Annotated in this window: 21 protein-coding genes; 4 read left to right on the top strand and 17 right to left on the bottom strand. The window is 71.8% G+C overall.

Annotated elements, in window-relative coordinates:
* Positions 1-99: 99 nt before the first annotated feature.
* The 3 genes from FR742_RS03220 to FR742_RS03210 form a co-directional block, all read right to left on the bottom strand.
* Entirely contained in the window at positions 100-294 is a 195-nt protein-coding gene (locus FR742_RS03220) for a hypothetical protein (RefSeq protein ID WP_055505123.1), read from the bottom strand.
* Positions 295-486: 192 nt separating this feature from the next.
* Complete coding sequence (locus FR742_RS03215) at positions 487-762, bottom strand: acylphosphatase (RefSeq protein ID WP_148029525.1); 276 nt, start codon at positions 760-762, stop codon at positions 487-489.
* Positions 763-828: 66 nt separating this feature from the next.
* On the bottom strand, positions 829-1,731 hold the full coding sequence (locus tag FR742_RS03210) for a LysR family transcriptional regulator (protein ID WP_148029524.1): 903 nt from the start codon (positions 1,729-1,731) through the stop codon (positions 829-831).
* 91 nt (positions 1,732-1,822) lie between these two features.
* Here FR742_RS03210 and FR742_RS03205 point away from each other — a divergent pair, with 91 nt between their 5' ends.
* Positions 1,823-3,013 (top strand): MFS transporter, encoded by a 1,191-nt coding sequence (locus FR742_RS03205; RefSeq protein ID WP_148029523.1) that lies wholly within the window; start codon positions 1,823-1,825, stop codon positions 3,011-3,013.
* Here the strand turns inward: FR742_RS03205 and mutM are convergent.
* The 8 genes from mutM to FR742_RS03165 all read right to left on the bottom strand — a co-directional run bounded on the left by mutM (position 2,961) and on the right by FR742_RS03165 (position 10,676).
* The gene (gene mutM, locus FR742_RS03200) at positions 2,961-3,806 is read right to left on the bottom strand and encodes a bifunctional DNA-formamidopyrimidine glycosylase/DNA-(apurinic or apyrimidinic site) lyase (protein ID WP_148029522.1); all 846 of its coding nucleotides are present in this window, start codon (positions 3,804-3,806) and stop codon (positions 2,961-2,963) included. The two genes, FR742_RS03205 and mutM, sit on opposite strands and share 53 nt — an antisense overlap.
* Position 3,807: 1 nt before the next feature.
* On the bottom strand, positions 3,808-4,527 hold the full coding sequence (gene rnc / locus FR742_RS03195) for a ribonuclease III (RefSeq protein ID WP_148034313.1): 720 nt from the start codon (positions 4,525-4,527) through the stop codon (positions 3,808-3,810).
* Positions 4,528-4,740: 213 nt separating this feature from the next.
* The gene (rpmF, locus tag FR742_RS03190; RefSeq protein ID WP_082535183.1) at positions 4,741-4,920 is read right to left on the bottom strand and encodes a 50S ribosomal protein L32; all 180 of its coding nucleotides are present in this window, start codon (positions 4,918-4,920) and stop codon (positions 4,741-4,743) included.
* A gap of 1 nt (position 4,921) precedes the next feature.
* Positions 4,922-5,473: a DUF177 domain-containing protein gene (locus tag FR742_RS03185; RefSeq protein WP_187280968.1), complete on the bottom strand. Its 552-nt coding sequence runs from the start codon at positions 5,471-5,473 to the stop codon at positions 4,922-4,924.
* A 68-nt stretch (positions 5,474-5,541) separates the two neighbouring features.
* A complete protein-coding gene (gene coaD, locus FR742_RS03180; RefSeq protein WP_148029520.1) occupies positions 5,542-6,018 on the bottom strand; it encodes a pantetheine-phosphate adenylyltransferase in 477 nt (158 codons plus the stop codon).
* Between the two features lie 28 nt (positions 6,019-6,046).
* A complete protein-coding gene (rsmD, locus tag FR742_RS03175) occupies positions 6,047-6,610 on the bottom strand; it encodes a 16S rRNA (guanine(966)-N(2))-methyltransferase RsmD (protein WP_148029519.1) in 564 nt (187 codons plus the stop codon).
* A gap of 297 nt (positions 6,611-6,907) precedes the next feature.
* The gene (gene recG / locus FR742_RS03170; RefSeq protein ID WP_148029518.1) at positions 6,908-9,094 is read right to left on the bottom strand and encodes an ATP-dependent DNA helicase RecG; all 2,187 of its coding nucleotides are present in this window, start codon (positions 9,092-9,094) and stop codon (positions 6,908-6,910) included.
* A gap of 34 nt (positions 9,095-9,128) precedes the next feature.
* Complete coding sequence (locus FR742_RS03165; RefSeq protein ID WP_148029517.1) at positions 9,129-10,676, bottom strand: DAK2 domain-containing protein; 1,548 nt, start codon at positions 10,674-10,676, stop codon at positions 9,129-9,131.
* A gap of 199 nt (positions 10,677-10,875) precedes the next feature.
* Between FR742_RS03165 and rpmB the strand changes: the two genes are divergently transcribed.
* Positions 10,876-11,061: a 50S ribosomal protein L28 gene (gene rpmB / locus FR742_RS03160; protein ID WP_043618345.1), complete on the top strand. Its 186-nt coding sequence runs from the start codon at positions 10,876-10,878 to the stop codon at positions 11,059-11,061.
* Between the two features lie 110 nt (positions 11,062-11,171).
* Here the strand turns inward: rpmB and thiD are convergent, their stop codons facing one another.
* The 3 genes from thiD to FR742_RS45555 all read right to left on the bottom strand — a co-directional run bounded on the left by thiD (position 11,172) and on the right by FR742_RS45555 (position 15,274).
* Entirely contained in the window at positions 11,172-11,957 is a 786-nt protein-coding gene (gene thiD / locus FR742_RS03155) for a bifunctional hydroxymethylpyrimidine kinase/phosphomethylpyrimidine kinase (RefSeq protein ID WP_148029516.1), read from the bottom strand.
* Positions 11,958-12,025: 68 nt separating this feature from the next.
* Positions 12,026-13,726: a cellulose binding domain-containing protein gene (locus FR742_RS03150; protein WP_148029515.1), complete on the bottom strand. Its 1,701-nt coding sequence runs from the start codon at positions 13,724-13,726 to the stop codon at positions 12,026-12,028.
* A gap of 300 nt (positions 13,727-14,026) precedes the next feature.
* Positions 14,027-15,274 carry a thiamine-monophosphate kinase gene (locus tag FR742_RS45555; protein ID WP_261808330.1) on the bottom strand — a complete coding sequence of 416 codons (1,248 nt, stop codon included), beginning with the start codon at positions 15,272-15,274 and terminating at the stop codon, positions 14,027-14,029.
* A 140-nt stretch (positions 15,275-15,414) separates the two neighbouring features.
* Here FR742_RS45555 and FR742_RS03140 point away from each other — a divergent pair, with 140 nt between their 5' ends.
* Positions 15,415-15,648 (top strand): Lrp/AsnC family transcriptional regulator, encoded by a 234-nt coding sequence (locus FR742_RS03140; RefSeq protein WP_138708324.1) that lies wholly within the window; start codon positions 15,415-15,417, stop codon positions 15,646-15,648.
* Positions 15,649-15,659: 11 nt separating this feature from the next.
* Positions 15,660-16,088, top strand: coding sequence for a DUF3515 family protein (locus tag FR742_RS03135; protein ID WP_148029513.1), 429 nt, complete (start codon positions 15,660-15,662; stop codon positions 16,086-16,088).
* Here FR742_RS03135 and FR742_RS03130 read toward each other — a convergent pair.
* The 3 genes from FR742_RS03130 to FR742_RS03120 are packed head-to-tail and all read right to left on the bottom strand — an operon-like array spanning position 16,071 to position 18,952.
* Positions 16,071-17,168 (bottom strand): D-alanine--D-alanine ligase family protein, encoded by a 1,098-nt coding sequence (locus tag FR742_RS03130; protein WP_148029512.1) that lies wholly within the window; start codon positions 17,166-17,168, stop codon positions 16,071-16,073. The genes FR742_RS03135 and FR742_RS03130 overlap by 18 nt on opposite strands.
* A 58-nt stretch (positions 17,169-17,226) precedes the next feature.
* Positions 17,227-18,237 carry an NAD(P)H-dependent glycerol-3-phosphate dehydrogenase gene (locus FR742_RS03125; protein WP_148029511.1) on the bottom strand — a complete coding sequence of 337 codons (1,011 nt, stop codon included), beginning with the start codon at positions 18,235-18,237 and terminating at the stop codon, positions 17,227-17,229.
* Between the two features lie 4 nt (positions 18,238-18,241).
* The gene (locus FR742_RS03120; RefSeq protein WP_148029510.1) at positions 18,242-18,952 is read right to left on the bottom strand and encodes a 1-acyl-sn-glycerol-3-phosphate acyltransferase; all 711 of its coding nucleotides are present in this window, start codon (positions 18,950-18,952) and stop codon (positions 18,242-18,244) included.
* Positions 18,953-19,011: the final 59 nt, after the last annotated feature.

The following is a 19,011-nucleotide window of genomic DNA, read 5'->3' as shown; positions in this document are numbered from 1 at the left end:
GGTACGAAACTGTCTCGAATCAGAACATTATGTCGAATTGAACCAAATAACGAGGGACGCCTCTCCGAGACGTCCCTGGATCTTGCGCTCCGATCACTCTCAGGTGAGTGCCGGCTCGCGCTCCTGCATGCGACTGAGCGCCTCATCGCGGGTTTGCGCCGCAAGAGCGTCATTCTGGGCCTGGAGTCGGATGAGTTCTGCCTCCAGGTCACGGATGCGCTGCTGCAGGCGACGCATCTCCGAGACCATACGAGGGTCAGGACCGCCGACGTGGCCGAGTAGAGCCTTCGCCATGGTAAAGGGTCCTCCACGCTGAGTGACCAGACTGGTTCGCGCACTTCTTTATTCCGCGGGAGGGGTGCGCGTGGTACCTAACAAGAGTCGCACCGGCAGTGTGGGCGGTCAAGTCGAAGCGACTGTTGGAACCCACCCGCAGGCACTCCCGACATATAACTATACCCTATTTGCACGGTTTAACGAAACCGCCTACCTCTCCACAAAACCGCCCAAACTACCTCGGGGTTCGCTCCAACGTTCCACTACTCCATCGACTCTTCCCGGCGTGTCGCAACCTCGGAGCAGCTCCAGGAGCTTGACGCAGGCGTCGCGCGGCCCTTCGGCCACGACCTCCACCCGGCCGTCGTCGGTGTTCCTGGCCCATCCTGCCAGGCCGAGCTCCAGCGCCCTGGCTCTGGTCCACCAGCGGAACCCGACTCCCTGCACCCGTCCGCGCACCCAGGCCGTCAGCCGTACGTCGTCCATATCACCCGCTGTGTCTCGACCAGTGTCCTCAGCCGCGTCTCCTGCGGCTCCTCCCGCGCCGGGCCGTCAAGCCACCATCGGCCCGGCCACCGCCGCTTGCCCGGCCGCCGCGGCGCCGAACGCCCGGATCACCGCTGTTTCCGCCTCCTTGACCCAGGCCAGCCCGAGTATCGACGGAGGCAGCCCGGTGACGGGCACGAAGCTCACGTCGGGGCGCCGGTGGTGAGCGGCCGTCGGCGCGCAGAACAGCATGCCACCCCGGCCGAGCGCCACCTGGGTCAGCCCCTCCTGACCGGTGGACACCGTACCCGCCCTGGGGATCACCCGCCCGCGCGGGGTCAGGGAGGGCGTGATCCGCTCCAGCCAGGCGCGGGGCGCGGGGCCGTCGAGCCCGATCAGGCGGATGCCGGCCAGTTCCTCCGCGTCGATCCCGGCCCGCCCCGCCCACGGATGACGGACGGATACGCCGAGCTCGTAGGAGACCCGGTTCAGGGCCTCACCCGTGGCCAGGTCAGGCTCGTCCACCGGCAGCAGCGTGAACGCGAGATCGATCCGCCCCTCCCGTAGCCTCCCGAACGGGTCGGAGAGCGGGATCTCCACCAACTCGACCTCGCACCCGGGATGGCGGCTCTCGAAAGCCCGCACGCTGCCCGTGACGACGTCTGTGGGACTGGCCAGGAACCCCACCCTGAGCACGCCGGTGACCTCCCGGGCGGCCGCCTTCGCCCGGCCCACCGCGCTCGCCAGACCGTCGTAGGCGGGCCGCAGATCGGACAGGAAACGCTCGCCGAGAGGCGTGAGGCGCACCCGCCTGCTGGTCCGGTGGAACAGCCTGGCGCCGATCCGGCTCTCAAGCGAGCGCATGAGCTGGCTCACCCGGCCCGGCGACAGGTAGAGACGCTCCGCCGTACGGGCGAAATGCAGCTCCTCGCTGAGCACGACGAAGCACTCCAGCTCTTTGAACTCCATCCCATCCTCCGCTGATCGCTTAACCTGACTCAACCAAGCCTTCGGCCTTCGTCATTGTTCCCGGGACGGGCCGGCGGCGAGTCTGAGCGGCATGACGACGACCGTTGAGCCCGCCTCCGAATCCGCCGCCGACCGGGCGCGGTGGCTCGCCGTGACCTCCTTGGCGGCGGGCACCTTCATCCTCGTGACCAGCGAGATGCTGCCCGTCGGCCTGTTGACGTCGATCGGGTCCAGCCTGGGCGTGTCCGACGGCACCGCCGGCCTGATGATGACCGCGCCCGGCCTGGTCGCCGCCGTCGCGGCGCCCGTGCTGGCGATCACCACCCGGCGGCTGGACCGGCGCGTCACGCTGCTGGGGCTGATGGCCCTGCTGGGGGTCGCCAACCTGGCGGGCGCGCTGGCCCAGGACTATCCGTTCATGCTGGCCGCCCGGGTGCTGACGGGAGTGAGCATCGGCGGGTTCTGGGCCTTCGCGGCCGCGCTCGGGCCGCGGCTGGTGCCGGACCGGTTCGTCGGCCGGGCCACGTCGATCATCCTGTCGGGCGTGTCCGTGGCGTCCGTGCTGGGCGTGCCGGCGGCGGCGTTCCTCTCCTCGTTCGCGGACTGGAGAGCGGCGTTCGCCGCCCTGGGGGTGGCCGCGCTTGCCCTGGTCGCCCTGCTGGCCGCGACGCTCCCGCCGCTGCCCGGCGAACCGCCCACCAAGCCCGGCCCGTCCGGGGCCGCGGCGGGTGGCACAGGGAAGCTCTCACGGCCGCTCAAGGTGGTTCTCGTCCTGACCGTGCTGATCGTGTCCGGCCACTTCGCCGCCTACACCTACGTACGGCCGTTCCTGGAGCAGGTCGCGGGCGCGGGCCCCGCCTTCGTCGGCGCGGCGCTCCTCCTGTACGGCGCCGCGGGCGTGGCGGGAAACTTCGCAGCGGGCGCGCGGGCGGCGGCAAGGCCCAGGGCCGTGCTCGTCACCCTGGCCGCGCTCATGGCCGTCGCCACCGCGGCGCTGCCGCTGATCGACCTGCCCCTGGCCCCGCTGGTGGTGTGGGGCGTGGGTTACGGCGGCGTGGGCGTGACCCTGCAGCTGTGGATCATGCGGTCGGGCGGCGGCGAGCTCGGCACCGCGCTCTTCGTCTGCGCCTTCAACGTCTCCATCGCGCTCGGCGCGTTCGCCGGCGGCCGGGTGGCGGACGGGGTCTCCGTCGCCGCGGTGATGTGGCTGGGAGCGGCGCTCGCCGCCGTCAGCGTGGCCGTCGCTGGCATCGGGGGCAGAAGTAGGAGGAGCGGTTCATGAACGGCTCGCGCCTGATCGGGGTGCCGCAGCGCGAGCAGGGCTGGTCCTGCCTCCCGTAGACCTCCAGCGAGCGGTCGAAGTAGCCGCTCTCGCCGTTGACGTTGACGTAGAGGCTGTCGAAGGACGTGCCGCCCTGCAGCAGCGCGGCACCCATGACCTGGCGGACCGCCGCCAGCAGCTCGGTGATCTTGGGGCGCGTCAGTGTGTTGGTGGGCCGCGCCCAGTGGAGGCGGGCCAGCCAGAGCGCCTCGTCGGCGTAGATGTTGCCGACGCCGCTGATCAGCGACTGGTCGAGCAGCGCCCGCTTGATCTCGGTCCGCTTCCCGCGCAGGCCGGCGGCGAAGCGGGCGTCGTCGAAGGCCTCCTCGAACGGATCGGGCGCGATGTGCGTGATCGGTTCAGGCACGCCGGCGACCAGCGGGCTGACCATGATGTGGCCGAACGTCCGCTGGTCGACGAAGCGCAGGTCGGGGCCGCCGTCACGGAAGCGGATCCGCACCCGCAGATGCTTCTCCGGCGGCGCGTCCCGCTCCACCACGAGCAACTGGCCACTCATCCCGAGATGGGCCATCAGCGCGTCCTCGTCGCCCGACAGCGGCAGCCAGAGATACTTGCCGCGCCGCTCGGCCGAGACCAGCGTGCGGCCCCGCAGCCGCGCGGCCAGCTCCAGGGCCCCGGGCAGGTGGCGCCTGATCGCCCGGGGATGGAGCACCTCGGTCGAGTCGATCTCCCGCCCGATCACCCACTGTCGCAGGCCGCGGCGGACGACCTCGACCTCGGGCAGCTCCGGCAACCTAGCCCGCCGGCTGGCTCTCGCGCTGCTCGCGGCCGGCCCTGATGCGGGTCCAGGCGGCCTCGGCGGCCTGCTGCTCGGCCTCCTTCTTGCTGCGGCCGGTGCCGGAACCGTAGGACTCGCCGCCCACCCGCACCTCGGCGGTGAACGACTTGGCGTGGTCGGGGCCGCTCTCCTCGACGTGGTATTCGGGCACGCCGAGCGCCTCCGAGGCGGTCAGCTCCTGCAGCGAGGTCTTCCAGTCGAGCCCCGCGCCGAGCGAGGCCGAGCGCACGATCAGCGGGTCGAAGAGGTGGTGGACGACCCGGAACGCCTCGTCGAGCCCCTTGTCGACGTAGACGGCGCCGATGAGCGCCTCCAGGGTGTCGGCCAGTATGGAGGACTTGTCGCGCCCGCCGGTGCCCTCCTCGCCCCGGCCCAGCCGCAGGAACCGGCCGACGCCGAGCCCTCTGGCCACGTCGGCCAGGGCACGCATGTTGACCACCGCGGCCCGCAGCTTGGCCAGCTGGCCCTCGGGCAGGTCGGGGTGGTTGTGGTAGAGGGTGTCGGTGACCACGAGGCCGAGCACGGAGTCGCCCAGGAACTCCAGGCGCTCGTTGGTCGGCAGGCCGCCGTTCTCGTACGCGTAGGAGCGGTGCGTGAGCGCCCGCTCCAGGATGTCGGGGCCGAGAGCCACCGACAGGACTCGCTCGAGCTCGTCTTTGGCGACCTCCACGGCCACCGGCTTAGGACCTGCGCCCACGTGCTTTCCTCCTCGGACATCTCCACATGGCGCGACGGCCGCGGATGATGCCCGAAAACGTGGTGGGCGTCGGGGGATCGGATCCCCGGCGTCCACCACGGCCGCGGGCGAGACCGCCACCGCACACGTCTGAGACGGTAACGCCGACCGGGGCACAATGGCACCCGGCCGGAATCACGTCAACTCGGTGGATCAGGCAGACGGCTCGACGACCTGACGACGGTTGTAGGTGCCGCAGGTGGGGCACGCGATGTGCGGCTGCTTCGGAGACCGGCACTGCGGGCAGCTCACCAGGGCGACAGCAGTCGTCTTCCACTGGGAGCGACGGGCGCGGGTGTTGCTCCGCGACATCTTTCGCTTCGGGACGGCCACGTCACTTCTCCTGATCGTTATCGTTCTCGGTCATCAGACCCTGCAACGACGCCCAGCGGGCGTCGATCTTCTCGTGACGGTGATCGTCACCGGCCTCGGCCAGCTTGATCCCGCACTCCGTGCACAGCCCCTGGCAGTCGTCCTGACAGACGGGGCTCAGCGGGAGCGAGAGCACCACCGCGTCGCGGAACGTCGGCTCCAGGTAGAACAACTCGCCGTCGAGCAGCGAATCGTCCTCGGAGGCGTCCTCGTCGGAGTAGAAGAACAACTCCTGCAGCTCGACCTCGATGTCGGAGGACACCGGATCCAGGCACCGCGCGCACTCCCCGGACAACGGGGCGTGCGCCGTGCCCGAGACGAGCACGCCTTCCATCACTGCTTCGAGCCGGAGAGCCAGCTCGACCTCGGCGTCCTTGGGGACGCCGATCATGTCGACGCCGAGATCCGCCGGCGCAGGGAGGACCAGGGAGAGCTCGCGCATCGTGCCCGGCCGCTTTCCCAGGTCATGGGTGGAGATCACCCAAGGGGAGCGGGGGTCGAGGTGCTGAGTCATCCTGCTCTCGCTAGGCATGGCGAAATCGCTGTCGTACAGGGCCGAAAAGAAAGGATACCAGGTCGCCGTCAGCCCTTGAGCCGCTCGACGAGCAGCTTGTGGACCAGGTCGGGGACCAGGCCAGACACGTCTCCACCGTACCGGGCGATCTCCTTCACCCGGCTCGACGACAGGAACGAGTATTCGGGATTGGTCGGCATGAACAGCGTCTCCACGCCCGACAACCGGTAGTTGAGCTGCGCCATCTGGAGCTCGTAGTCGAAGTCGCTGACCACCCGGATGCCCTTGACGATGGCCGGGATGTCGTTCTGCTTGCAGAAGTCGACCAGCAGGCCGTGGAACTTGAGCACCTTGACGTTGGAGTACTCCTTGGTCACCGTCTGCAGGATCTCGATCCGCTCGTCGACGGTGAACAGGCTGCTCTTCTCGATATTGATGAGCACGGCGACGACGACCTCGTCGTACAACCGGGCGGCTCTGGCGATGATGTCGAGGTGGCCGTTGGTGATGGGGTCGAACGACCCCGGGCAGACTACGCGGCGCAAGACGCCTCCTCTGGTCTACGGACGGTCATCATTCCCCGGCGGCGCGACCGTACCAAACGGACGCTTCGCCGTAACGACGGACCCTCTCCTCAATGAAACCATCCGGCCACACCAGGGCTTTTCCTCTGCTTTCCCGCTCAAAAGCCACCAAAGCGCTAGGCAGCAACCACCCGTTGTCCCGCAGCGACTCCAGCACCCGGGTCGCCTCCTCGCCGCCGACCGCGTACGGAGGATCGGCGAACACGATGTCGTACGGCTCCGCGCACGGCTTGGCCAGCACCCGCTCCACCCGGTCGGCCACGACCCCGGCGCCGTCGAGCCGGAGCGCCGCCATGTTGGCCCGGATCGTGCGCACCGCCTTCGGGTCGGACTCCACCATCAGCGCATGGGCCGCGCCCCGCGACAGCGCCTCCAGCCCGACCGCCCCCGAACCCGCGTACAGGTCCAGCACCCGGGCGCCCGCGAGCCCGTACAGCGAGTCGAGCGTCAAGAAGATGCCTTCGCGCGCCCTGTCACTGGTCGGCCTCGTGCCGCGGCCCGGCGGCACCTCCAGCCGCCGTCCACCTGCGGCGCCCGCGATGATACGAGTCATGTGGGCCATTGTTCCGCATGTTCACGCAGGTCAAGAGTGGACAAGTGTCGGCCTCGACTGCGCAAGGGTGATTCACACCGGTGCGCTCAGTGAGCAAGATGAGTTCTGCGGCCTTCGAGGTGACCCAGAGGAGGCCGACCGGCGTGATCGTGAGCCCTTCCGCACGTCGGTACCCTCGGCACCTGACCCGAGGGATGGGCCCAGCCGGGGACGGCATTCGGGGGGAGGCCGTCCCCGCGGCTGGGTCCGTTTCTTACTTCGTCCTTCTCCGGCGCGCGGCGCCTTGACGCCGCCCGGTCAGGTTTTCTCCAGGTATTCGGCCTTCTCGTCTTCCAGGAGCCTGTCGATCTCGGCCCTCAGCGCGGGGTGGGAGGCCAGCTCCGGGTCCTCGGCGAGGAGGGCGGCGGACTCCTCGCGGGCCGCGGCGATGACGTCCTCGTCCCTCAGGAGCTGCAGCAGCTTCAGGGACGAGCGCTTGCCCGACTGGGCGGCGCCCAGGACGTCGCCTTCACGGCGCTGCTCCAGGTCGACCCGGGAGAGCTCGAACCCGTCGAGTGTCGAGGCGACCGCGTCGAGGCGGGCGCGGGCGGGGGTGCCGTCGGCGAAGTCGGTGACCAGCAGGCAGAGGCCCGGCAGGCCGCCCCGGCCGACGCGGCCGCGGAGCTGGTGGAGCTGGGAGACGCCGAACCGGTCGGCGTCCATGATGATCATGACGGAGGAGTTGGGCACGTCCACGCCGACCTCGATGACCGTGGTCGCGACCAGGATGTCGAGCTCGCCGCGGGTGAAGGCGCGCATGACCGCGTCCTTCTCCTCCGGCGGGAGCTTGCCGTGCAGGACGCCCAGCCGCAGGTCGTGGAACGGCCCCTGGCCGAGCAGCTCGGCCACGTCGAGCACCGCGAGCGGCGGGCGGCGCTCGTCGTCGGCCGCCGGGGTCTCCTGGGCCGCCAGGTCGCCCTCGTCGCCTTCGAGGTCGCCGATGCGCGGGCAGACGATGTAGGCCTGCCTGCCGAGCGCGACCTCCTCGCGGACCCGCTCCCACGTGCGCTCCAGGTAGTGGGGCTTCTGCGCGGCGGGCACCACGTGGGTGGTGATCGGCGCGCGGCCCGAGGGGAGCTGCGAGAGCGTGGACACCTCCAGGTCGCCGAAGACCGTCATGGCGACCGTGCGCGGGATCGGGGTGGCGGTCATCACCAGCACGTGCGGGCGCGCCTCACCCGCCTTCTCGCGCAGCGCGTCGCGCTGCTCGACGCCGAAGCGGTGTTGCTCGTCGACCACCACGAGGCCCAGGTCGGCGAACTGGACGTGCTCCTGCAGCAGGGCGTGGGTGCCGACGATCACGCCGGCCGTGCCGGAGGCCGCGTCGAGCAGGGCCGCCCGGCGGGCCTGGGCGCCCATGGAGCCGGTCAGCAGGGTGACGGCGGTGCCGCCGAACATGCCGCCCTGCGCCAGGTCGCCCAGCATCGAGGTGATCGAGCGGTGGTGCTGCTGGGCGAGCACCTCGGTGGGGGCGAGCAGCACCGCCTGTCCGCCCGCGTCGACCACCTGCAGCATGGCCCGCAGCGCCACGACGGTCTTGCCCGCGCCGACCTCGCCCTGCAGCAGCCGGTGCATCGGGTGCGCGGCGGCCAGGTCGTCGGCGATCTCCTCGCCGACCTGGGCCTGCCCCTCCGTGAGCGCGAACGGCAGCCGCCCGTCGAAGGCGGCCAGCATGCCGTCGTCGCGGCGCGGCCGGGGCCTGGCGGGCCAGGCGACGGCCGCCTGCCGGCGCTGCAGCAGCACGGACTGCAGCACGAACGCCTCGTCGAACTTCAGCCGCTTGCGCGCCCGCTGCACGTCGGCGAGGTCCTTCGGCCGGTGGATCGCCTCCAGCGCGTCGGCCAGGCCGGTGAGGCGGTGGCGGGCGCGCAGCTCGCCGGGCAGCGGATCGTCCAGCGGGCCCAGCGTGTCGAGGACCACGCCGACGGCCCGCCTGATCGCCCAGGGCGTGATGTCCTTGCCCGCCGGATAGATCGGCACGGGTGCGGCGGCGAACTCCTCGGCGCTCGCCTCACCCTCCTCGAACAGCTCGAACTCCGGGTGGGCGAGCTGCCAGCGCGGTTTCGCGCGGGCGCCGAACAGGCCGACCTTGCCGGCGAACATGCCGCGCCGCCCCGCCTTGAGCCGCGACTCCGCGGCGTGGGAGCCCTTGCCGAAGAACGACAGGTAGATCTTGTTGCCGGTGCCGTCGACGACCTCGACCTCCAGCCACGTGCCGCCGCGGTTGCGCATCGGCTTGCGCATCAGCCGGGTCACCTCACCGACCACGGTGACGTGCTCGTCGACCGACAGCGCGTCGAGCGAGGTCAGCTCGCCGCGCTCGGCGTAGCGGCGAGGATAGTGGCGCAGCAGGTCGCCCACGGTCTCCAGGCCGAGCACGCCGCCCAGCAGCTTGGCGGTCTTCGGGTCGAGCGCCTTCGTCAGAGGCTCGTCGAAACGGCTCACGGCACCTAGTTCTACCGCGTACGGCCGACAGGAATCACTCGACACCGATGAGAAGCGGGTAACCGCCCTGCTCGCCGCCGTAGACGACGAGGTCCGCGTCGGGCCTGGCGCGCCGCAGGTGAGCGGCCACGCCGTCGGCGAGCCCGGCCGGCGCGCCGGCCCCGGTCACCAGCGTCACCAGCTCGCCGCCGCCCGCCAGCATCCGGTCGACCACCAGCGCGGCGACCTCCTCCAGCGTCCGCCCGATCACCGCCACGTCGCCGTCGATCAGCCCCAGGACGTCGCCGGGGTGGCACAGGCCCGCGCTGGTGACCCCCTCGCGGTCGGCGACAGCGAGATGGCCGTAGCGGGTGTGGCCGGCCGCGCCCGTCATGGCCACCACGTCGTCGTCGTAGCGCCGCAGCGGGTCGTGCACGGCCAGCGCCGCCAGCCCCTGCACGGTCGCCCTGGTGGGCAGCACGGTCACCACCACGCCGTCCTCGCGGGCGATCTCCGCCGCAGCCACGGCCACCGCGCCGGCGTCCTCGTCGTTGGGCAGCACCACGACCTCGCGGCCCGCCTGCCGGATCGCGGCGAGCATCGCGGGCAGCGCGGGCCGGCCGCCCGGCTCGCGCCGCACCACGACCGCGCCGCACTCCTCGAACAGCTTCGCGATGCCCTCGCCCGCCGCCACGGCCACCACTCCCCTGCCGTCGCCTACGCCCCTGGCGACGCGCTCGGCGAGGTAGGTGACCCTGATGCGGTGCGGCCTGCCCACCCGCAGCGCCGCCTCGATGGCGGGCCCGGCCTCCCCGACGTGGACGTGCACGTTCCACAGGCCGTCGCCGCCGACCACGACCAGCGAGTCGCCCATCGCGTCGAGCTCCTCGCGCAGCTTGCCGACCGCGCCGTCGTCGGCGTCGAGGAGGTACATCACCTCGTAGCCGGCGCCCACCTCGGTCATCGGCGCGACCCTCGCCGTCGGCGCGGGCACGTCGTAGCGCTCGCGGTGGCTGCCGGTGATCGCCGCGGCCAGCGACTCCAGCACGATGGCCAGCCCCGCGCCGCCCGCGTCGACCACGCCGCTGCGGGCCAGCACGTCGAGCTGGTCGGGCGTACGGCGCAGCGCGGCGCGGGCCTCCTCGGCGGCCCGCCGCGCCACCTCCGCCGGCCCGCTCTCCACCTCCTGCACCGCAGCGGCCGCCGCGGTCAGGACGCTCAGCACGGTGCCCTCGACGGGCCTGGCCACGCACCCGCGCGCCAGGTCGGCGGCCCTGGACAGCGCCGCGCGCAGGTCGGCGCCGTCCTTCAGGACCTCGGCCAGCCCGCGCAGCGCCTGGCTGACGATCACCCCGGAGTTGCCGCGCGCGCCCACGAGCGCCCCGTACGAGAGCGTCTGCCACATCACGCCGGCGTCCACGTCGTCGGGCAGCGACTCCACCGCCTCGGCGGCCGAGAGCATCGTGAGATGCAGATTGGTGCCGGTGTCGCCGTCGGCCACCGGGAACACGTTCAGCGCGTCGATGTCGGCCCTGGCCCTGCCCAGCGCGTCGGCCGCCAGCCGCGCCCACCGCCGCACCGAGGGCGGATCGAGAACGTCCATGGGCACGCCCCGACCTCCCGGTGCTACAGTTTCGACACAGAGGAGAATATCGTCGCGTCACGCCCGGTCCCAGTGATCGGTTCGCATGCACTGGTGGCGATCCGATATTCTTGCCTGGCTAGCCGGTTGTCCCGGCATGCCCTCCGCCCTCACAGCATCAGCGGACAGGGCTACATCGACTGTTTTAAGGAGCGATACCGTGGCTTCCGTCTGCGATGTCTGCCGCAAGGGACCGACTTTCGGCAACAACGTGTCCCACTCCCACCGCCGCACCCGCCGCCGCTGGAACCCCAACATCCAGACGGTCCGCGCCGTCGTCGGCGGGACGCCGAAGAAGCTCAACGTGTGCACCTCCTGCATCAAAGCCGGCAAGGTCACCCGCTGAGCCACACCTGACGAAGAAGCCCGCACTCCGCGAGGGGTAGCGGGCTTCTCGCTTTCACCGCGCCCGCCTCTCCACGAGTGGCGGGCTTTCGCGCGTACGGGCCCGGCGGGTCAGCGCCAGCGCCAGGCGTGGTCCACGGGGCCGATGCCGGCGCCGAGCGGGAAGCCGTGGGCGATCGCGCCCGTGACGTACTCCTTGGCCTTGCCGACCGCGCCCGGCACGTCCTCGCCCAGAGCCAGGTACGAGGCGATCGCCGAGGCCAGCGTGCAGCCGGTGCCGTGCGTGTGACGGTTGTCGTGACGCTCGGCGGTGAACCGGTGCTCGGTGACGCCGTCCGTCAGCAGGTCCACCGGGGCGCCCGGCAGGTGGCCGCCCTTGATCAGCGCCCACCTGGGCCCGAGTGCGAGCACGGCGTCGGCGGCGCGGCGCAGGTCGTCCTCGTCCTCGACCTTGACGGAGGTGAGCTGCTCCACCTCCCACAGGTTCGGGGTCACCACGGTCGCCACCGGCATCAGCCGCGCCCGTACCGTCTGCACGGCCTCAGGCGCCAGCAGCGCGTCGCCGTGCTTCGACACCCCCACGGGGTCCACCACGACCGGGGCCGCGTACGCGCCGAGCGCCTCGGCCACGGTCTCCACCAGGGCCGGCGAGGCGAGCATGCCCGTCTTGACCGCCTGGGCGCCGATGTCGCCCAGCACCGAGTCGAGCTGCGCCCGCACCGCCTCGGGCGGCAGCTCCCAGTAACCCTGGACGCCGATCGAGTTCTGCGCGGTCACGGCCGCGATCACGCTCATGCCGTGCACGCCGAGGGCCAGCATGGTCTTCAGGTCGGCCTGGATGCCCGCGCCGCCGCCGGAGTCGGATCCGGCGACGGTGAGGACGCGTGCGGGACTCATGGGGGAAGCTGAATCCGTCATGTCCCCCATCCAACCACTTGACCAGCGACGCAGCGGCCGCGCTCCGGTCAGGCGACGGCGCACTCCCCGCCGACGAGGCCGCAGCTCTTCGGCGCGCCCGCCTTGCCGGTGGCCGAGATCGTCAGGTCGGCGGTGGCGCCGGTGGCGATCGGCGTGGTCATGTCCAGGATCAGCAGGTTGCCGTCCTGCGTCCAGTCAGCGCCCTCCACGTCCAGGACCTTGCCCTTGACGGGCATGGACAGGGTGAAGACGCTCAGCGTCTTCCGGGAGTCGTTCGTCACGCTCATCGTCGCCGTGTAGCCGGTCAGCCGCTGCCGGTCCACGTTGAACTGGACGTTGACCGAGCTCGCCCCGCCCGACAGCGGCCGGCGCGAGCTCCCCGTGTCGCTGGACGGCGGCGTGTCCTCCGGCTGGGGGACGCCCTGGGTCGGGATGGAGCCGTTGTCGACGTCGAGCGGCGTGTCGGTCGGCTCCTGGGTGACCTCTTCCTCGGATATCTCCACCGCCGGCTCGTCGATCAGGTCCTCGGCGGGCGCCTTGGACTTGGTCCTGGTCGGCTTCGGCGTGGGCGTGGCGGTGCGGCGCGGGGCGGGCGCCTGGGTGTTCGCCCGCGTCGGCTCGGGCCGGGACTCCTCCTCCGTGGGGTCCTCCTCCGGCGTCGCCTCGTCCTCCTCCAGCTGCTCGGAGTCCTCCTCCACCGCCGGCTCGGACGCCTGCGGGCCCGGCTGGCTGGAGCCCTGCACGGCGGCGCACTTGCCGCCGGGGCAGCTCGCCTCGGCCCCTGGAGAGCTCATCATCTTGACGCCCGCGACCGTGCCGCCCAGCACGACCACCACGGCGGCCACGGACAGCAGGGCCAGCTTCCCCCTGCCACCGCCGGACGGGGCGTCGAGCCGGTCGGGGTCCTTCTGCTGCTTGCGCCGGCCGCGTCCGCGGCGGGACTCCTGGGCGGGCTCCTGGCCCGACCAGCCCGAGTCGAGGAAGCCGGTCTCCGCCTCCGCCCAGGCCGGGGTACGGGCGACCATGGTGGGCTCGCCGGCCACCTTGACGTCACCGGGCTCGGGCGGGAGGCTGGGCGCCTCGAACCGGCCCGTCGCCTCCTGCCCGAACGGGTCGCCCTGCTCCCCGGCGGACTCCCGGCCGAACCGGTCGTCCTGGAAGTCGCCGCGCGGATTCCCGAACGGGTCGTCCTGCGCACGGAGCCCGCCCTGCGGATCGGCGCCGAACGGGTCACCCTGCGCGGAGCGGAACCCGCCCTGGGGATCGCCGGGGCCGAACGGATCATCCTGCGGGGACCGGAAGTCACCGCGCGGATTCCTGAACGGGTCGCCCTCCGCGGAGCGGAACCCGCCCTGCGGATCGCCGGGGCCGAACGGGTCGTCCTGGGGAGAGCGGAAGTCACCGCGCGGATTCGCGAACGGGTCGTCCTGCGCGGAGCGGAACCCGCCCTGGGGGTCGGCGGGGGCGAACGGGTCGTTCTGGGGGGCGCGGTAGGCGCTGTGGGGGTCGGCGGGGGCGTGTCCGGACGTGTGGTCCTGGTCCGGCAGGCGGCCGAAGGTCTGGGTGCTCTCCGGGACGTCGTCCCAGGACGGCGGCGGGGCGAACGCGCCGGTGGTCTCGTACGGCTGCTCGTCCTGCGGGTGCCCCTGGTCACCGCCGGGGCGCGGGGGCACCGCGAAGGCGCCGGTGGTCTCGAAGGGCGCGGACTGGTAGCCCCCGGCCGGCGGCGGGGTGTCCTGCTTCGGCATCGGCGCCCACTGACCGGTCACTTCCGGCTGATCGGGCAGGGCAGGCCAGCCCGGAGGCTCCGGCTGCTCACCTCTGCCCCAGAAGCTGTCGGACTGCTGGTTGTCAGGGCCCCAGAAGGCGCTGTCCCCCCGATCGTGCGCGTCTTCGGATCCACCTGTCCCGTGGCGGCCCATAACAGCCCTTTCTGCCGGTTACGGTTGGCCGCCAATCTTCATAACACCTCGGCTACGTCTTTGTCCCATCAATCTCCATAGTCACAGCCCAAATCCGGAAATTATTACTCAAATCGGGACAGTCGATCACCGAAAGTGATCCCAGCCGCCGCGGCCCGGCGCGCGTCCCCGCACGTGCACGCCCTCCCCCTCCGACACCCGGCCCACGACCCGCCATGACGCCGGCAACGACACCTCCGGAGGGAAGGTCGCGGCCAGCGCGTGGTCCTCCCCGCCGGTGAGCACCCAGTCGAGCGGATCGGCGCCCAGCTCCCCGGCCGCCGCCGCCACGGCGTCCGCCACCGCGAACGCCCCCGGGTCCAGGTCGATCCGCACTCCGCCGGCCTCCGCGACGTGCCCCAGATCCTGCAGCAACCCGTCACTCACGTCGATCATCGCGCTCGCCCCGAGCCGTGCCGCCTCCACGCCGCACGAGTACGGAGGCCGCGGCCGCAGATGCGCCCCCACAGCTTCCCCGAGCAGATCCCCAAGCGCTTCCCCGCCTCCCGCGCCGCCCCCCGGGGCGGGCACGACAGAGGCCCCGTGCGGAGCGCCCTCTGCCTCCGAACCTCCCCCGCACACGTCCCCCGCCTCTGAGCTTTCCCGGTGCGCGCCCTCCGGCCCGGAGCCTCCCCTGTACACACCCTCCGGCTCCGCGATCCCGCCGTACGCGCCGGACACGGAGGGCCCGAGCGGAGCGCCTCCCCCGGAGGCGGCGGCGGACCCTCGCGGGCTGTCGGACGGCTTCCGGACTCCCTCGGATATGGCTCCCCCGGGGGCGGAAGGGTCGGGCGGGGATGCGGGCTCGTCCGGGGTGACCTCTGTCTTCTGGGGTTCCTCGTACGTGGCGGAGGTCGCGGGCGGGGGGACGCGGCCGGATTCGAGGAGGGCGAGACCGGCGGCCGACCAGCCGAGGCGGCCGGCGACCGCGACGACGTGCCCCGGCCGAGCGCCGGAACGCTCCACGGGCGGGCGGCCCTGAAGGTCGCCGAGCACCGTCACCCCGATCACCACCAGGTCGCACCGGGTGATGTCACCGCCCGCCACGCTCGCCCCCACCAGCGCGCACTCGTCGCGGAACCCGTCCGTCAGCGCGTCCAGCCACGTGACGGGAAGGCCGGCCGGGATGCCCAGCCCGACCACGATGGCCGTGGGCACCGCGCCCATGGCCGCCACGTCGGCGAGGTTCTGGGCGGCGGCCTTGCGTCCGACGTCGTAGCCGCTGGACCAGTGGCGGCGGAAGTGTCTACCCTCGATGAGGACGTCCGTGGAGACCACCACGCGCCCGTCGGGCGCGCTCACCATGGCGGCGTCGTCGCCCGGGCCGAGAAGCACCGTCTCGCCCTGGGGCAGCCGCCCCGAAACACGTGCTATGACACCGAACTCGCCGAGATCTCCGACTGTGATGACGCACCTCCTGACGCACACAGGGTACGGTGGCCCTTCGGCGTGATCCAATCGCCTGGGAGGACGTAATGGTGCAGGCCTACATCCTTATTCAGACCGAGGTCGGCAAGGCCGCCGCAGTGGCTCACGAGATCTCCGGCATCCCCGGGGTGACTCAGGCGGAAGACGTGACCGGACCGTACGACGTGATCGTCCGCGCCGAGGCCCGCAACGTCGACGAGCTGGGCAAGCTGGTGGTGGCCCAGATTCAGGCGGTGGAGGGCATCACACGTACTCTTACGTGTCCGATCGTCCACATCTGAGGTTCCCATCGATGCGTGCGGCTTCCATCCTGTTCGTCCTTCTCGCGCTCGCCGGGTGCGGCGCCGTCCAGGTGGAGCCGCCGGTGCCGGAGGGTGAGGCGGTGGCCGCCTGCGAGCGCCTCGCCGGGCTGCTGCCCGAGACCCTCGACGGCGACGGCCGCACCGCGACCATGCCCGAGTCCCCGTACGTCGCGGTGTGGGGCGAGGGCGCCATCGCGCTGCGCTGCGGTGTGCCGCGCCCGGCCAGGATGGCGCCAACCGACCAGCTCCAGGAGATCGACGGGGTGGGCTGGTTCGCCGATCCGGAGACGCCCACCCTGTTCACGGCCGTGGCCGCGCCGCTCTACGTGGAGGTCGCGGTCGGCGGCTCGCACGTGGCCGGCGAGGTGCTGGCCCTGCTGTCGGGCCCGATCGGGCAGGTCTCACCGCAGGCCGGGTGACCGGTTCAGGGCGAGCTGGATGAGCCTGTCGACCAGCTCCGGGTAGGACAGCCCGGACGCCGCCCACAGCTGGGGCGCCACCGACAGCGAGGTGAAGCCCGGCATGGTGTTGATCTCGTTGAGCACCAGCTCGCCCTCGGGCGTGTAGAAGAAGTCGACCCGGGCCAGCCCCTCGCACTCCAGCGCCTCGAACGCGCGCACCGCCAGCGCACGCACCTCCTCGGCCACCTCGGCGGGGATGTCGGCGGGCACGGTCAGCGACATCTGGTCGGGGTAGTACTTGGCCTCGAAGTCGAAGAACTCCTGCCCGCCCTCGACCTTGACCTCGCCGGGCCTGGAGGCGGCGGGCGGGTCGTCGCCGAGCGACTGCAGCACCGCGCACTCGATCTCCCTGCCGCCGACCGCCGCCTCGATGAGCACCTTGGGGTCGTGCTCGCGGGCGAACTCGACGGCACGCTCCAGCCCGGCCCTGTCGTGGGCCTTGGAGATGCCCTGCGAGGACCCGGCCCTGGCGGGCTTGACGAACATCGGCCAGCCGAGCTGCTGCTCGGCCTCCTTCATGATCCGGTCTCGGCCGAGCCGCCAGTCGCGGTCGCGTACGGCGAGGTAGCGGCCGATCGGCAGGCCGGCGGCGGCCAGCACGGCCTTCATGTAGCCCTTGTCCATGCCGACGGCGCTGGCCAGCACGCCGGAGCCGACGTAGCGGACCCCGGCCATCTCCAGCAGGCCCTGGATCGTGCCGTCCTCGGCGAACGGCCCGTGCATCACCGGGAAGACCACGTCGACCGACCCCAGCTCGACCGGGATGCTGCCCGGGTCGTAGGCGACCAGGCCGGTGCCGCCGGTGGGCAGCGCGAGCGACGCGCCGGAGGTGTCGACGGAGGGCAGCTCGCCGCCCTCGATCTGGAACCGCTGGTCACCGGCGGCCAGCACCCATCTGCCGTCTTGGGCGATCCCGATGGGGACCACCTCGTACTTGCTCGTGTCGATCGCCTCCAGCACGCTCCCCGCCCCCATCAGGGACACGGCGTGCTCAGAATTGCGACCTCCGAAGACGACGGCGACGCGTGGCTTGCTCATGTCGTCCGAATCTACCGGGCGCGTTCCCGTCACAGCGAGCCGAGCACGCGGTAACGGGTCAGACTCCGTAACGCTCGGGCTTGGGCGAACGCGACATCAGGAGCATCCCGGCCTCGGTCGGGGACATGCCGTCGTGCACCACGCCCACCACGACCTCGGTGATCGGCATCTCCACTTCGTGCTTCCTGGCCAGCCCCAGCACGGACTCGCAGGACTTGACGCCCTCGGCGGTCTGGCGGGTGGCGGCGATGACCTCGTCGAGGGTCATGCCCCGGCCGAGGTTCTCGCCGAAGGTGCGGTTGCGCGACAGCGGCGACATGCAGGTGGCCACCAGGTCGCCCATGCCGGCCAGGCCGGCGAAGGTGTGCGGGTCGGCGCCGAGCGCGGCCCCGAGGCGGGAGATCTCGGCCAGCCCCCTGGTCATGAGCATGGCGCTGACGTTGGCGCCCATGCCCATGCCGGCGGCCACGCCGACGGCCAGCGCGATGACGTTCTTCACGGCGCCGCCCAGCTCGACGCCCACCACGTCGGTGTTGGTGTAGGGGCGGAACCAGGGCGGCAGGTGGCAGGCCTTCTGCAGCCGGGCGGCGACGCCCTCGTCGGAGCAGGCGACGACGGCGGCGGCGGGCTGGCGCAGCGCGATCTCCTTGGCCAGGTTGGGCCCGGACACGACGGCCACCTGCTCGTCGGGGACGCCGGCGACCTCGCGGATCACCTCGCTCATCCGCTTGGAGGTGCCGAGCTCGACGCCCTTCATCAGGCTGACCAGGACCGCGTCGCGCGGGATGTGCGGGCGCCAGGCGTCCAGGTTGGCCCGCAACGTCTGCGAGGGCACGGCGAGCACCACGAACTCGGCCCCGTCGAGCGCCTCGGCCACGTCAGTGGTGGCGCGCAGCGAGGCGGGCAGCGCGATGCCCGGCAGGTAGTCGGTGTTCATGTGGGTGCGGTCGATGGACTCGACCACCTCGCGCCTGCGCCCCCACAGGGTGGTCCGGTTTCCCGCCTCGGCCAGGATCATCGCGAACGTGGTGCCCCATGACCCGGTGCCGAACACCGCGACCTTCGCCATCACGTCACCGCCCTTCGGGGTCGTAGGGAGTCTCCGGCGCCTTCTCGCCCCGGAGCTCTGCCAGCTGCGCGGTGATCGCCGCCATGATGTCGGCGGTGGCCTCGCGCAGCACCTGAGCGTGCGGGGGCAGGCCCGCGTATCCGGACAGGTCGACCGGCTCGCCGACCATGACGCGGAACGTCTTGCGCGGGAACAGCCTGGGCTTCTTCTCCCCGTACGGGAGCAGCTCCTGGGCTCCCCAGTGGGCCACCGGGATCACCTTCGCGCCGCTCTCCAGGGCCAGCCTGGCGACGCCGGTCTTGCCCACCATGGGCCACAGCCCGGGATCGCGGGTGCAGGTGCCCTCGGGGTAGAACAGGATCGCCCCGCCGGCCCTGAGCCGCTCCGACGACGCCTCCAGCGACCTGGCCGCCTCGCTGCTGCCGCGGTTGACCGGGATGGCGCGCAGCGACCGCACCGCGTGACCCAGGAACGGCACCTTGAACAGGGTGGACTTGGCCAGGACGATCGGCCAGCGGCCGTTGTTGTAGAGGAAGTGGGCCAGCAGCACGGGATCGGTCCACGACAGGTGGTTGGCCGCGATGATGATGCCTCCGGTGCGGGGGATGCGGTCGCCCCGGCGCCAGTCGCGCTTGACCAGGAGCGTCGAGAGCGGTTTCACGATCACGACGGCCAGCGTCTCCCAGAAACGCGATGGACGCGTAAAGCGGCTCATGGTCTCCTCCAGCACCGACGGATGCGCCCAAGTGTCCCGGTTGGCCGCGCGGGATGTCG

The organism is Nonomuraea sp. C10 (genome assembly GCF_008017515.1).
Lineage (GTDB): Bacteria > Actinomycetota > Actinomycetes > Streptosporangiales > Streptosporangiaceae > Nonomuraea > Nonomuraea ferruginea.
This window is presented reverse-complemented; position numbering and strand designations above follow the sequence as displayed.